A 13,471-nucleotide genomic window follows, 5' to 3' on the forward strand; every position below is an offset into this window, starting at 1 on the left:
TGGGACGGCCCGCGACGGTGGCGGAGCTATTCCGCGGCGACGGCGATGGTCTCGCCGTCCACGTCGCGGATCGGCGAGGCGCGGTCGGCGATGACCGCGTACAGCACGGCGCCGATGATCGCGCCGACGAACCAGGAGAACCCGGCCGCGGCGTGGAAGAAGGGCACCAGGGCGACGACGACGGCGATCGCGGCGCTGGGGACGAAGGCGGCGACGGCCCGCGGGTTGTAGCCGCGGCGGTAGTGGTACTCGGCGCCCGCGTCATCGGTGTAGAGGGCCGGCACGTTCACGCGGGACTTCCGCAGTAGCCAGTAGTCCGCCATGATCACGCCGAAGAGGGGGCCGAGCAGGGCGCCCAGCCCGCCTAGGAAGTAGTTGACGACGACCGGGCTGTTGTAGAGGTTCCACGGCGTGATGACCAGGCCCAGGACCGCGCTCACCAGACCGGCGCGGCGGAAGTCGAGCCGGTGGGGGAAGAGGTCGACCAGGGCGTAGATCGGCGCCACGAAGTTGGCCAGCAGGTTCACCGCCACCGTCAGGGCGATGAGGGCGAGCGACGCGACGGCCAGCAGGAACATGTGGGGGATGGTCCTGACGATGTCCGTCGGGCTGGTGATGACCTGCCCGTCGAGACGGAACTGGGCGCCGCTGAGGACCGCCACGATGCCGGCGAAGAAGAGCATGTTCACCGGGATGCCGATCACGTTCCCGCGGACGATGGAGCCGCGGCTCCTCGCGGACCGGGTGAAGTCGCAGAAGTTCAGGACGAACGTCCCGTAGATCACGACCCACAGGGCGGCGGCCTGCAGCACCTGGAGCCACATCGCGCCGCCGGTGAGCGGCTCGCCGTTGGACAGGGAGACCGAGCCGTCCGCCCGGACGAACATCCACACCGCGAGGGCGCACATGGTGAGCAGGGTGGTGGGCGCCGCGACGGCCATGTACCGGCGGATCATCTGCATCCCGTAGCTCACGATGAGCACTTGCAGGGCCCACAGGACCAGGAAGGTGATCCAGCCGAGCGTCGACTGGCCGAGCAGGGAGTTCGTGTCCAGGCGGGCCAGGCCGGGGAACATCGCCACCAGGAGAGTGCTCAGTACCGCGGCGGCGAGATAAGTCTGGATACCAAACCAGGCGATGGCGACGAGGCCTCGGACGGCGGCCGGGATCTTCGCCCCTTTGACGCCGAACGCGATGCGGCTCATCACCGGGAACGGCACACCCGTCTTGTGCCCCATGAACCCGGACAGCGTCAGCAGCAGGAAGAGCAGGACCGACGCGAGCGCGAAGGCGGCGAGGATGCCCCACACGTTCAGTCCGAGGGCGAACAGCCCGATGGCGAAAGCGTAATTGCCCAGGCTGTGCACGTCGTTGGCCCAGAGCGTGAAGACGTTGTAGGCGCCCCAGCGGCGCCCTTCCCTCTTCGTGGGTGCCAGGTCGTACGTGTAGAGGCTGGAGCTGGTGGCGGTGTCGCCGGTCTCCGCGGGCGAGCGGCGGTCTTCCAGGGCAGTCATACGGGACTCCTGGGATCAGGGTGTGGGGAGTCGTAGAGTTCCGCAAAGCGGAAGCGGCTTTTCGATGAACAGAACGTAGTTTTCGCCGAACAGCACCGTCAAGAGGTCTGCGGCAAATGGAATACCATTTTTGGGCGGTTGGGCGACGGCCGTTCGAGCGGCCCCGGCGGCGTCACCTACAGCGGTGCCTGGAACTGCGGAACGGGCTGCGCCGCCCAGTGCTTCTGGAGCGACGGCCACTGGAGCGACCGGGCCGGTGCCACGGCCGCCTTCTCCATCACCGGTACTCGCATCGCCCTGCTCTCCGCCAAGGACACGGGCAACGGCTGCGCGGCGATCAGCGTCGACGGGGCCCCGAGCAGCGGGTGGGCTTCCACAACTCGATCCGCGTCGGCGAGGCGGTGCGGTACGTCAGCCCACGGCTCGCGCACGGCCGCCACACCCTGCGGGACCGGGGGACGGGAGAGCGCAACTCCCCGTCCGGGGCATCCTTCGTGAGCGCCGGCCGCGCCGAGGCCCACATGAACTGGCCACGGGTCCGACCACCCCGTCAGGGCCGCTGGTGGCCTTCCGTGCTCTCCCTCAGGACGAGCCGGTGGGCCACGATGCGGTCCTGGGGCGACAGTACGCCGGACTCGCTGCCGGCACTCACGCCGTCCGGTGCCGTCGCTTCCTCGATGCGGCGCTGCAGCAGTTGTACGGCGGTCTTGGCCACCGCCGCCTTGTCGGGAGCCACCGTGCTTAGCGTGGGTACGGAGAACCGTCCGCCCTCCACGTCGTCGAAGCCGACGACGGCGACGTCCTCCGGCACCCTGGCCCCGTGCTCGTGCAGGGCACGCAACGCGCCCAGCGCCAGCTGGTCGTTGAGGCAGAGCAGCGCGTCGGGCCGGGCGCCGCCGCGCAGCGCCCGCGCCACGGCCCGGGCGCCGTCGGGCATCCTGAAGGAGTCGACCGGCAGCAGGGCGGCCGGATCGTAGGCGATGCCCGCTTCCGACAGGGCGGCACGGTAGCCGCGCGTGCGGGCCTCGGCGGTCCCCAGGCCCGAGTCGTCGCGCCCGCCGACGGCGAGGATGGTGCGGCGCCCGAGACCGATCAGGTGGGCGGTCGCCTCGCGTGCGGCACGCTCGTTGTCGATGGCCACATGGTCGGCGCCCTCCTCCAGCAGCTCCCCGAGCAGCACGGTGGGCGGGGCGCCCACGCGATCGCGCAGGTCGGCGGCGGTCAGGGCGAGCGGACTCAGGATGATTCCGTCCACGAAGGTGGAGCCGAAACCGGCCAGCGCCGCCAGTTCGTGGGCGCGGTCCGCCCCGGACTGATGGATCAGGACGGTCAGGGAGCGCTGCTCGGCCTCGCGGATGACGTGCCGGGCCAGCTCGGCGAAGTACGGGATGTCCAGTTCGGGAACGACCAGGGCGATGATGCCGGTGCGGCCCTTGCGGAGGTGGCGGCCGGCCAGATTCACCCGGTACCCGAGCTGCTCGATGGCTTCGCGGACCACCTTCCTGGTCCGGTCGGACACATGGGCGTAGTCGTTGATGACATTGGACACCGTCTTCTCCGAAACGCCCGCATGACGTGCGACGTCCTTGATCCTGGGCCGTGCCACCGAGACCTCCCTGCCTCTCCCGCGGCTGCCGAGTCTATGTCCCGGCACCGCACGGATCCGATCGCAGGCCCGGCCTGACACCACGGTGCAACCCCGGTCGCGCCGTCACCACGGTCCAACCCCGTCCCCACCTCTTTACAGCCCATGTACATCGATGTAAAAAACAAGCCACCGCATGAGCGTCCGGCCGTCGAAAGGTCCGCGATGAGTTCCCGTTTGCCTGCCCACGGGGTGCCGGCGGCGTCCGACCCGGGACGCCGTCTCAGCCGCCGCCGGCTGCTGCGTCACACCATGACCGGAGCGGGAGCCCTGCTCGCCGCGGGCCCGCTGTCGGGCTGCGCCGTACCGGCCGCCGCCTCCGGGACGTCCACGCTGAGCGTCTGGGACCTGTTCCAGGGCGGCGACGGCATGCTGATGGACGACATGATCGACGCGGTGTCCAAGGGGTCCAAGGGGTCCGAGGGCTTCGACATCGACCGCACGATCCTGGACTGGGGCCCGTCCTACTACACCAAGCTCGCCATGTCGGCCGCCGGCGGCCGGGCCTCCGACGTGGCCGCCATGCATCTGTCCCGGCTGGCGGGCTACGCTCCCGGCGGCCTGGTGGACGCCTTCGACCTGGACCTGCTCGCCGAGTTCGGCGTCACGCGGAAGGACTTCACGCCGGCGGTCTGGGAACGGACCCAGCACGACGGGACCGTCTACGCGATCCCGCTCGACGTCCACCCCTTCATCGTCTTCTACGACAAGGAGGCCGCGGAGACCGCCGGCCTCCTGGACTCCTCGGGCGAGCTGGCTCCCATGGGTTCGCCGGAAGCCCTCCTGGACGCGGGCAAGGCCCTCGCCGAGGCGACCGGCCAGGCGGGCATCCTGTTCGGCCACGTCACCGACACGGCACAGAACTGGCGCCTGTTCGCCGGCCTCTACGCCCAGACCGGCGCCGAGTTCACCCTGCCGGACGGCGGTCCGCCAGGGATCGACGTCGACGCCGCCGTACGCGTCGTCACGTTCATGCGGCAGCTGTTCGACGGCCGCACGAACCCCAACAACCTGGACTACTACGGGTCGGTGGCCGGCTTCACCGGCGGCCGCGGCGGCATGGCGATGCTGGGGGAGTGGGAGCTGCCCACCCTCGCGAAGTCCGGCATGCCGCTGGGCGCCGCGCCCTTCCCGCAGGTCTTCGACAAGCCGGCCGTCTACACCGACAGCCACAGCTTCGTCCTTCCGCACCAGAAGGACCCTGACCCGGCACGGCGCCGCGAGGCCCACCGGTACGTCGCGGAGATACTCAAGCGGAGCCTCACCTGGGCGGGCGCCGGCCACATCCCCGCGTATCGGCCCGTGCTCGCGGAGCCCGAGTACGCGGCCCTGAAACCGCAGTCCTCCTACGCGGACGCCGCGGAGGTGGCGGTGCTCGACCCGCCCAACTGGTTCGCCGGCGCCGGGTCGAACTTCCAGAACCGCATGTGTCAGCCGCTCCAGTCGGCGCTGCTGGGCAACACGTCCGCCGAGAAGGCGGTACGTCAGATGGTCCGCGAGGCGGACGCGCTGCTGCGGCAGCCCAACCCGGTGGCCTGACCAGCAGAAGGAGTGACCGACGTGACCACCACCGCACCCCTCGGCGCCGAGGCGCGGACCGACCCGCCCGAGGGCCGCGCGGGCGGCCGCCGCCGCGCCGTCCTGCGCCGCCTGCGCGTTACCCCGGGCTCCGGGATCGTCTTCGTCCTGCCGTTCCTGCTCGTCTTCGGCCTCTTCATGGTGTGGCCGATCGTGCAGGGGCTCTGGATGAGTTTCACCGACACCTCGCTCGCCCTGCGCGACACGAGCTTCATCGGCTTCGACAACTACACCGAGGCCCTCGGCGACCCCGACGTCTGGAGCAGCCTCGGCAACACGCTCTTCTTCACCGTCATCTCCAGCGTGCCGCTGGTGCTCGTCCCGCTGGCGATGGCGCTGCTGGTGCACAGCGGGCTCGCCGGACAGTGGGCGTGGCGGCTGGCGTTCTTCGCCCCCTACCTGCTGCCCGTGACCGTGGTGACCCTCATCTGGACCTGGCTGTACCAGCCGGAACTGGGCTTCGGCAACCAACTCCTCGACACCCTCGGGATGGAACCCGTGGGCTGGTTGTCCGACGAGTCCGTCGCCATGTGGTCCGTCGCCGCCCTCACCGTCTGGTGGACGGTCGGCTTCAACTTCCTGCTCTACCTCGCGGCACTCCAGTCCCTGCCCTCGACCTTCGACGAGGCGGCGGCGCTCGACGGGGCCGGCGCGTGGCGGCGCCTGTGGTCCATCACCCTGCCGCAACTGCGCAGGACGACCGCGCTGGTGGCCATGCTCCAGATCCTCGCGTCGCTCAAGGTGTTCGACCAGATCTACATCCTCACCAAGGGCGGTCCGGGCGGCTCGACCCGCCCCGTCCTGGAGTACGTCTACGACGTCGGCTTCACCGGCTACCGGCTCGGCTACGCCTCCGCCATCTCCTACCTCTTCTTCGCGCTCGTCATCGTCGTCTCGCTCGTGCAGCTGCGCCTCTTCCGGCAGGAGGACTGACCGTGTCCGCAACCGCAACGACCCTCCGCCCGCGGCGCCGCCCGCCCCGCGAAGAGACCGGCGCACCCCTGCTCCTCGGCCACGGCCGGCTGCCCCGCGTCCTGGCCGGCACGGCGCTGGCCGTCCTGGCGGCCGTCTGGCTGCTGCCGTTCCTGTGGGCGATCGCCACCTCGCTGCAGAGCGAGCAGGACGTCAACACCCCCGGCCTCTCCCCGTTCAAAGGCGCCTTCACGACGGAGGCGTACCAGCAGATCCTCGAACGCGGGAACGTGGCCGTCTGGGCCTTCAACAGCTTCCTGATCGCCGGACTGGTCACGCTGATCACCGTCGTGGTCTCCACCCTCGCGGCATACGGCTTCTCGCGCGGCACGTTCCGCGGGCGCCGGGCGCTGCTCGCCGTCACCGTCGCCGCCATCATGGTCCCGCCGCAGCTGCTCGTCGTGCCGCTGTTCGAGCAGATGCTCCTGTTCAACCTGGTCGACACCTACGCGGCGGTCATCCTGCCCCAGGTCGTCGCCCCCATGATGGTGTTCATCCTCAAACGGTTCTTCGACGCCGTCCCCAGGGAACTGGAGGAGGCGGCCCGCATCGACGGCGCCTCCGAGTTCCGGGTCTTCCGGTCGGTCGTGCTGCCGCTCTCACGGCCGATCGTGGCCGCGGTGGCGATCTTCGTCTTCATCGGTGCGTGGAACAACTTCATGTGGCCGTTCATCGTCACCAACGACCCGGACCTGATGACCCTCCCGGTGGGCCTGGCCACCGTGAGGGACTCCTACGGCATCGTGTACGCGCAGTCCATGGCGTCCGCCCTGCTGGCGGCGCTGCCGCTGATCGTGGTCTTCCTCCTCTTCCAGCGCCGCATCGTCAACTCCGTGGCCACCACCGGCCTCGGCGGTTCCTGAACCACGCCCCCCCACAGCCGTACACACGGGTCCGGCTCCCGCGCCGGCCCACCGATCGACTGGAGCATGTGTGCCCACTCACTCCGCACCGCGCCCGGAGTACCCGCGACCGCAGTTCGTGCGCCGCGACTGGCTCAACCTGAACGGCGCCTGGCAGTTCGAGACCGACCGGGGGGACAGCGGACTGGAACGCGGTCTGCTCGACCGGGAACTGCGAGGCGAGATCCTCGTACCCTTCCCGCCCGAGTCCGAGTTGTCCGGCGTCGGGGACACCGACTTCCTGGAGGCCGTCTGGTACCGGCGCGTCCTCACCCTGCCGGCGGCGTGGGCCGGGCGCCGCGTGCTGCTGCACTTCGGCGCCGTCGACTACGACACCACCGTGTGGGCCGACGGCAGGGAGGTCGCCCGGCACCGCGGCGGCTTCACCCCCTTCACCGCCGACCTCGGCGACGTCGCCGGGTCGGGGGAGGAGGTCGTGGTCACCGTCCGCGCCCGCGACCCGAAGTCGGGCCCGCAGGCGCGCGGGAAGCAGGCCGTCAAGTACGCCAACCACGACTGCAACTACACCCGGGTGACCGGCATCTGGCAGACCGTCTGGCTGGAGCCGGTCCCTCAGGCGCACCTGCGCCGGCCCCGCATCACCCCCGACCTGGCCGGCTCCGCCTTCCACCTCGAACTGCCCCTGTCCGCCAACCGTCCAGGCCACCGGGTACGCGCCGTCCTCGGCGACGCCGACGGCGAGGTGTGCCGCGCCGAGGCCCGCGCCGACCTGGACCTGGCCCCACGCCTCCACCTGCCGGTACCGGAGGACCGGCGACGGGAGTGGAGTCCCGACGACCCCCACCTGTACGACCTGCGCCTCGAACTCCTCGACGCCGACGGGCAGGTGGTCGACGGCGCGGAGAGCTACGCCGGGCTGCGCGCCGTGGGCCTGCGCGGCAAGGCGGTCCTCCTCAACGGGCGGCCGCTCTTCCAGCGTCTCGTCCTCGACCAGGGCTGGTACCCGGACGGGCTGATGACCGCCCCGACCGACGAGGCACTGGTGAGGGACATCGAACTGGCCATGGCGGCCGGCTTCAACGGGGCCCGGCTGCACCAGAAGGTCTTCGAGGAGCGCTTCCTCTACCATGCCGACCGCCTCGGCTACCTGGTCTGGGGCGAGTTCGGCGACTGGGGCTGCGAGACGGGCGGTTCCTCCGGCGACAACCAGCAGCCCGACGCCTCCTACGTCGGCCAGTGGCTGGAGGCCCTCCAACGGGACTACTCGCACCCCTCGGTCATCGGCTGGTGCCCGCTGAACGAGACCTACCAGAAGCTGCACGACCGCGTCACCCAGCTCGACGCCGTGACCCGCGCGATGTTCCTGGCCACCAAGGCCATGGACACCACCCGTCCGGTCATCGACGCCTCCGGCTACGCGCACCGGGTCGCCGAGACCGACATCTACGACTCCCACAGCTACGAGCAGGACCCGGCCGTCTTCCGGCAGCTGATGTCCGGCCTGGCCAAGGACACCCCCTTCGTCAACGCCCACGAGAGCGGCACCCCGTACTCCCAGCCGTACCGCGGACAGCCGTACTTCGTCAGCGAGTTCGGCGGCATCTGGTGGGACCCCGAGGCGGCCGCCGACCGGTCCGGCGAGGACCGCACCGTGTCCTGGGGCTACGGGGAACGGGTCCGCGACGAGGACGAGTTCCACGAGCGGTTCAGCGGCCTGACCGGGGTCCTGCTGGAGGACCGTGACATGTTCGGCTACTGCTACACCCAGCTGACGGACGTCTTCCAGGAGCAGAACGGCATCTACCGGTTCGACCGCGGCGTGAAACTCGACGTCGCCCGCATCCGTGCCGCGCAGCTGCGCCCGGCCGCGATCGAGGAACAGGACCCGGCCTAGCGGACCCGGGCCGGAGGCGGACGGCAGTCTCCGGCCCGGGTGCGCGCCGGTCAGAAGGGACGGTCGCCCTCGATGGCGACGCGCTCGGCGACGCGGCGGTCGCAACCGTAGTCGCCCACGGCGTAGTGCTGCGTGGCGCGGTTGTCCCAGAAGGCGATGTCGCCGGGCTGCCAGCGGAAACGCACCTGGTACTCGGGGACATGCGCCTGCTGGAACAGGAAGCGCAGCAGCCGGTCGCTCTCGTCACGGTCCATGCCGGTGATGTGGGTGGTGAACGAGGCGTTGACGAACAGCATGCGCCGCCCGGTCTCGGGGTGGGTGCGCACGACGGGGTGTTCCACGGGAGGGAAGAGCTCCTGGTGCGGGATCAGCCGCTCGGGTCCGTAGAACCTGGCGAAGCCGGGGATGAAGTCGTGCACGGCCCGGGCGCCGTCGACGCGGTCCTTCACCTCCTGGGGGAGGTTGTCGTAGGCGGCCGCCATGTCCGCCCACATCGTGTCCCCGCCGAACGGCGGGACCTCGCGCAGCTGGAGGACCGCGCCGAGCGCGGGCCGCTCGCGGAAGGTGACGTCGGTGTGCCAGACGTTCTCGTACGTCGGGGTGGCTCCGTCGGCCTTGTCGAAGCGCACGACGTCCTCGCTGGAGCCGGCGGCGAGCAGGGGATTGGTCTCCAGCTCGCCCCAGTTGCCCGCGAAGTCGCGCTGCTGGTCGGAGGTGAGGTGCTGGGCGCGGAAGAAGAGCACCTTCCACTCCAGCAGGGCGCGGTTCAGCTGCTCGCGCAGGGCGGGGGAGAGCGGGCGGGAGAGGTCGACGCCCCTGATCTCGGCGCCGATGGTGCGAGCCTGCGGAACGACCTCGAACAGTTCGTAGGGCCGTTCCTCCCATCCCTCGGGCAGCCGGCGCAGCACGCGCCGTCCCTCGTACATCCCGTCCCCCGGGATGCGGGCCTCGCGCAGGCCGGCGGCCGGACCGGCGGTCGTGACGGTCATGGAGTCCTCCCCTTCACATGCAATGGTGGTCTGACCAGGCCCCGGCGGCGGCTCGGCAGCGCATCGGCGATACGGCGGCATAGCGACATGGTGAGATGTCGCCTGTCGGCAGCCGTGGAGGATGACGCGGTGCGGCCGTGCCGGATGTCCTGGGAAACGGACGTGCTCCGGAACTTCTCCGGTAAGAAGACCGATTCGTTCCGTACGCGGCGCGGGTCGAGCCTTCGGCTCGGAGACAGCCGGCTATCGGCCGGAGCGCTCACATCCGGTTCGATCGGGCACGCGCAGAGGCTCCGCCGTCGTCTCGAACCGGTATCGGGTCATGGCCCGATTGTGTGATCTTCCAGGGGTCCTGTCAACGGGCGCGCGGTGTTCGGAGACATGCCTCACCGTCCTGATCAGGACGGTCTCGCGCCAGGGAGGCGCAACGGCCGTGTCAGCGGTGGTGTTTCCCAGGAGGCGGGACCGGGACAGGAGCCCGGCGCAGGGGCGGCCACCGGGGATCCGCTGTACGTGGATCGCCCACGAACAGGAACGCCCGATGGCGCCCGTGGCGGCGACGTCGCCGCGGGATGTCGAGCCGGGGGAGTGCGGCCCAACCAGCCCGAGGCGACGGCGCCGTGCACGGCCGTCCAGCAGGCGCCCGCCCGGATTACCGCCGACCAGGCCTACGCGGAGCGCGCGCCTTGCGCAGCCCGGCTCCTCGGTCCGGTACCGGAAGACGGCCGGGGCGGCTGACACGCCGGCCGGGGCCCGCCCACGCTGGTCACCGCGGTCGCCCCGGACGGTCGCTGCCCGCGCCGTGTGCCGCCGCGCTCGACGCGGTGCGCGGCGCGGGCCGGTTCCGCCGTCCCGTTCCGGGCGCGGCCCGGCCCGGCCCCGGGGCACGGACGTCAGGCCGCCTGGGTGAGTTCCGCGCGTCCGAAGAGGATCGCGTACCCGGAGGGGAGACGGTCGAGGATGCGGTCCAGCAGGGCCGGCCCCGCGAGGTGGGCGACGACGCCCAGGACCGAGCCGACGTCCCAGCGTGTGGTGGCGAGGCTGCCGCCGGTGCGGGCGGCGAGGTCCCGGACGAAGGCCCAGCCGGTCAGCGAGTCCGTCATGGGGATCTCGGAGGCGAAGATCCGGGCGGCTTCGCGGGGGAGCCGGGCCGCGAGTTCGACGCGCTCCTCGCCGGTGACGCGGCGGCCGAGGGCGGCGAGGACGGCGGAGACGACTTCCTCGGCCCGCTCGCGGGTGGGGTACGCGCCGTTGTAGCGGACCTGCTCCAGCATCTGGCCGAACGACATGGCCGGCTCGGTGGTGAGGGTGAGGGTCGCCGGGGCCGTCTTGGACTGCATCGGTGAAGACGCCTTTCTCGTTCATGGGATTGTTCGACGGGGTGGCCGGCGGCCGGCGGACACGGTCGTGTCAGTCACCGGACGCGCGGGCCGTTCTCGGGGCCGTGGTGTCCTGCGGGCGGCCCATGAGCAGGTCGTATCCGGGCGGGAGCTGCAGCAGGATGCGGCGGGTCAGCTCCTCGCCCGCCGCGTCGGCGGTCACGCTGAGCACGGCGCCGACGTCCCAGGCCGCGGTCTGTTCGGTGGCCCCCTCGATCCACGCCGCGGTGGCCCGCACGAACCGCTCGGGGGAGAGGGGTTCGGCGGCCTGGAGCGGGTTGAGGAGGATCAGGGCGAAGGTCTCCGGGAGCCGGGCGGCCAGCTCGGCCCGTACCTCACCGACCAGGTGTGCGCCGAGCAGCGCCAGCACGGTGCGCGCGGCACGCTCCGCCTCGGTGCGGGTCGGGTACTCGCCGCGGTCCTGTACATGGTCGAGGAACACTTCCCACCGCATGGCCATCGGGGTCCTCCTTGCCTGGCGTTCCGTGCCGACGTGCCGACGTGCCGACGTGCCCGCGCAGGGGCGGAGGGCGGGAGTCGCCGTGGGCGGTTCCCGCCCTCCGCCACCGGGAGGGCGGCTCCGCCTCAGCCCGGGATCTCCCTGCGGTCCGGGCCGGTGCCGATCGAGATCTTGCGCGGCTTGGCCCGCTCGGCGATCGGGACGCGCAGCGTGAGAACGCCCGCGTCGTAGTCGGCACTGATGTGCTCGGTGTCGAGGGTGTCGGCCAGCATCACCTGGCGGGAGAAGACACCCAGGGGACGTTCCGACAGTTCCATCTGAACGTCTTCGCCCTTGGTGACGGGACGGCGTTCGGCCCGGACGGTCAGCATGTTCCGTTCGACGTCGATGTCGATCGCGTCCGGGTCGACACCGGGCAGGTCGAGGGCGATCACGTACGCGTCGCCCTCGCGGTAGGCGTCCATGGGCATCGCCGTGGGCCGCGACCAGGTGCCGGACGCGTTGCCGAACAGTTGCTGGGCGACCCGGTCGAACTCACGGAACGGGTCGGTGCGCATCAGCATCGGGAAACACCTCCACTTCGAGCAGAACCGCTCATGCGCTGCTTCCTGCTTTTCTTGTAGCATGTCATCGAAACGATGACAAGTGATGGCGTCATCCGTCGGGTGACACGATCGAACGGAGGTGACCCATGACCGCAGACGAGCGGGAAGCCGGGGCCCGGCCCGCGTCCTTCCCCGCCGCCGAGGCGGCGCTGGCGGCCATCGACGAGGCCGTGCGCACCGCCCAGGCACCGCAGCCCGCGGCACAGCCCGGTTCACCGGTCAGTTCCGACCAGGCCCTGGCCGCGCTGCTGCTCCTGCGCGAAGTGCGCGACCAGCTCGCGGGATGGGAGACGGGACTGATCGAAACCGCCCGCGAGGTGGGCGCGAGCTGGTCCGACCTCGCCCACCCCCTCGGCGTGGCCAGCCGGCAGGCCGCCGAACGGCGCTACCTGCGCCTGCGCCCCGGAGCTCCCGGCACCACCGGCGAACAACGCGTCCAGGCCACCCGGGACCGCCGCGCCGCCGACCGCGCCGTCACCACCTGGGCCCGTGGCAACGCCGCCGACCTCCGCCAGCTCGCGGGCCAGATCACCGCCCTGGCCGGCCTTCCGGCCGAGGCCCGCACGCCGCTCGTACGGGCGCTGGGCCAGGACGACGCCGCCGGGCTCGTCGGCCCGCTGAGCGGCGCCCGCCCTCATCTCGCCGCTCACCATCCCGAGCTGGCCGCCCGCGTCGACAGCCTCGCCGACCACGCCGACCGGCTCCGCCGCCTCAGGCCGCCAGCGGAGTGAAGGGCAGCATGGCGTCTCCCTCGGCCTGGACGACGCCGTAGCTGCTCTCCGGCACCTTGTTCCAGACACCGGGCAGATCGCCCAGGGGTTCCGAGACGATGAGGCGGGTGTCGTCGGATGCCTCCCGGAGGAAGGGCAGGTCGGGATGGAGCGCCCGCAGGCTCTCCACGCGTGAGCTGTAGAAGAGGGACCGTGAGGCGCCCTGACTGGAGTAGCGGAAGGCCCACAGCCGCCGCCCGTCGGTCACGGCGACCGTCATCTGCAGCGGGTACTGCACGCCGTGCTCGTGGCCGATCTCCTCCACCAGCCCCGCCATCCGCGCCACGGCCGCCGGGGGATCGTCCTCCAGGCCGAACGTGAGGGCCAGGAAGAACATCATCTCCGAGTCCGTCGATCCCTCGATGTCGAGGAACAGCCGCGGATCGACGGCCAGGGCGAGGTCGCGCCGGACGCGGTGGAACTCGGCGATCGCGCCGTTGTGCATCCACATCCAGCGGCCGTGGCGGAACGGGTGGCAGTTGGTCTGCTGCACCGCGCTGCCCGTCGACGCCCGGATGTGCGCGAAGAACAGCGGAGAGCGGACATGGCTCGCGATCTCCCGGAGGTTGCGGTTGCTCCACGCCGGACCGATCTCCCGGACGATCGCGGGCGTCGTCATCTCCGGACCGAACCATCCGACGCCGAACCCGTCCCCGTTCGTCGTCTCGACGCCCATCCGGGCGTGCAGGCTCTGGTCGATCAGTGAGTGCTGCGGCTGGTAGAGGATGGTCTCCAGCAGCACGGGCGTTCCCGAGTAGGCAAGCCATCGGCACATCGTCTGCCGCCTCCCTGGTCCTGGCGC

Annotated in this window: 12 protein-coding genes and 1 pseudogene; 6 read left to right on the forward strand and 7 right to left on the reverse strand. The window is 71.1% G+C overall.

Features of this window, described 5'->3' with window-relative positions; translation table 11 throughout:
* Positions 1-26: 26 nt before the first annotated feature.
* Positions 27-1,514, reverse strand: a complete 1,488-nt coding sequence (locus ACZ7G3_RS23990) for an NCS1 family nucleobase:cation symporter-1 (protein ID WP_470928183.1) — start codon at positions 1,512-1,514, stop codon at positions 27-29.
* A 144-nt stretch (positions 1,515-1,658) separates the two neighbouring features.
* On the opposite strand from ACZ7G3_RS23990, the pseudogene ACZ7G3_RS23995 reads away from it, so the two are divergent.
* Positions 1,659-2,035, forward strand: a pseudogene (locus tag ACZ7G3_RS23995) (hydrolase); the annotation flags it as partial.
* Positions 2,036-2,064: 29 nt separating this feature from the next.
* Here the strand turns inward: ACZ7G3_RS23995 and ACZ7G3_RS24000 are convergent.
* Entirely contained in the window at positions 2,065-3,120 is a 1,056-nt protein-coding gene (locus ACZ7G3_RS24000; protein WP_470928184.1) for a LacI family DNA-binding transcriptional regulator, read from the reverse strand.
* 204 nt (positions 3,121-3,324) lie between these two features.
* Here ACZ7G3_RS24000 and ACZ7G3_RS24005 point away from each other — a divergent pair, with 204 nt between their 5' ends.
* The 4 genes from ACZ7G3_RS24005 to ACZ7G3_RS24020 all read left to right on the forward strand — a co-directional run bounded on the left by ACZ7G3_RS24005 (position 3,325) and on the right by ACZ7G3_RS24020 (position 8,466).
* The gene (locus tag ACZ7G3_RS24005) at positions 3,325-4,698 is read left to right on the forward strand and encodes an extracellular solute-binding protein (protein ID WP_470928185.1); all 1,374 of its coding nucleotides are present in this window, start codon (positions 3,325-3,327) and stop codon (positions 4,696-4,698) included.
* A gap of 21 nt (positions 4,699-4,719) precedes the next feature.
* A complete protein-coding gene (locus tag ACZ7G3_RS24010; protein WP_426599030.1) occupies positions 4,720-5,670 on the forward strand; it encodes a carbohydrate ABC transporter permease in 951 nt (316 codons plus the stop codon).
* A gap of 2 nt (positions 5,671-5,672) precedes the next feature.
* On the forward strand, positions 5,673-6,572 hold the full coding sequence (locus ACZ7G3_RS24015; RefSeq protein WP_470928186.1) for a carbohydrate ABC transporter permease: 900 nt from the start codon (positions 5,673-5,675) through the stop codon (positions 6,570-6,572).
* Positions 6,573-6,642: 70 nt separating this feature from the next.
* Complete coding sequence (locus tag ACZ7G3_RS24020) at positions 6,643-8,466, forward strand: glycoside hydrolase family 2 protein (RefSeq protein WP_470928187.1); 1,824 nt, start codon at positions 6,643-6,645, stop codon at positions 8,464-8,466.
* 50 nt (positions 8,467-8,516) lie between these two features.
* Here the strand turns inward: ACZ7G3_RS24020 and ACZ7G3_RS24025 are convergent, their stop codons facing one another.
* The 4 genes from ACZ7G3_RS24025 to ACZ7G3_RS24040 all read right to left on the reverse strand — a co-directional run bounded on the left by ACZ7G3_RS24025 (position 8,517) and on the right by ACZ7G3_RS24040 (position 11,857).
* A complete protein-coding gene (locus ACZ7G3_RS24025; RefSeq protein ID WP_470928188.1) occupies positions 8,517-9,455 on the reverse strand; it encodes a TauD/TfdA dioxygenase family protein in 939 nt (312 codons plus the stop codon).
* 893 nt (positions 9,456-10,348) lie between these two features.
* Complete coding sequence (locus ACZ7G3_RS24030) at positions 10,349-10,795, reverse strand: DUF2267 domain-containing protein (RefSeq protein WP_426599034.1); 447 nt, start codon at positions 10,793-10,795, stop codon at positions 10,349-10,351.
* Positions 10,796-10,865: 70 nt separating this feature from the next.
* Complete coding sequence (locus ACZ7G3_RS24035) at positions 10,866-11,294, reverse strand: DUF2267 domain-containing protein (protein ID WP_426599035.1); 429 nt, start codon at positions 11,292-11,294, stop codon at positions 10,866-10,868.
* 125 nt (positions 11,295-11,419) lie between these two features.
* Complete coding sequence (locus tag ACZ7G3_RS24040; RefSeq protein ID WP_426520176.1) at positions 11,420-11,857, reverse strand: Hsp20/alpha crystallin family protein; 438 nt, start codon at positions 11,855-11,857, stop codon at positions 11,420-11,422.
* Positions 11,858-11,985: 128 nt separating this feature from the next.
* Here ACZ7G3_RS24040 and ACZ7G3_RS24045 point away from each other — a divergent pair, with 128 nt between their 5' ends.
* Positions 11,986-12,630, forward strand: a complete 645-nt coding sequence (locus tag ACZ7G3_RS24045) for a type III effector protein (RefSeq protein ID WP_426599036.1) — start codon at positions 11,986-11,988, stop codon at positions 12,628-12,630.
* Here ACZ7G3_RS24045 and ACZ7G3_RS24050 read toward each other — a convergent pair.
* Positions 12,611-13,444 (reverse strand): class II glutamine amidotransferase, encoded by an 834-nt coding sequence (locus tag ACZ7G3_RS24050; protein ID WP_470928189.1) that lies wholly within the window; start codon positions 13,442-13,444, stop codon positions 12,611-12,613. The two genes, ACZ7G3_RS24045 and ACZ7G3_RS24050, sit on opposite strands and share 20 nt — an antisense overlap.
* Positions 13,445-13,471: the final 27 nt, after the last annotated feature.

It is taken from the genome of Streptomyces sp. NPDC037271 (genome assembly GCF_055603605.1).

Bases quoted from the DNA above. Each gene is read 5' to 3' on its own strand.
- ACZ7G3_RS24035 (WP_426599035.1), bottom strand. From the start codon at position 11,294: ATGGCCATGCGGTGGGAAGTGTTCCTCGACCATGTACAGGACCGCGGC.
- ACZ7G3_RS24030 (WP_426599034.1), bottom strand. From the start codon at position 10,795: ATGCAGTCCAAGACGGCCCCGGCGACCCTCACCCTCACCACCGAGCCG.
- ACZ7G3_RS24045 (WP_426599036.1), top strand. From the start codon at position 11,986: ATGACCGCAGACGAGCGGGAAGCCGGGGCCCGGCCCGCGTCCTTCCCC.
- ACZ7G3_RS24025 (WP_470928188.1), bottom strand. From the start codon at position 9,455: ATGACCGTCACGACCGCCGGTCCGGCCGCCGGCCTGCGCGAGGCCCGC.
- ACZ7G3_RS24040 (WP_426520176.1), bottom strand. From the start codon at position 11,857: ATGCTGATGCGCACCGACCCGTTCCGTGAGTTCGACCGGGTCGCCCAG.
- ACZ7G3_RS24050 (WP_470928189.1), bottom strand. From the start codon at position 13,444: ATGTGCCGATGGCTTGCCTACTCGGGAACGCCCGTGCTGCTGGAGACC.
- ACZ7G3_RS24005 (WP_470928185.1), top strand. From the start codon at position 3,325: ATGAGTTCCCGTTTGCCTGCCCACGGGGTGCCGGCGGCGTCCGACCCG.
- ACZ7G3_RS23990 (WP_470928183.1), bottom strand. From the start codon at position 1,514: ATGACTGCCCTGGAAGACCGCCGCTCGCCCGCGGAGACCGGCGACACC.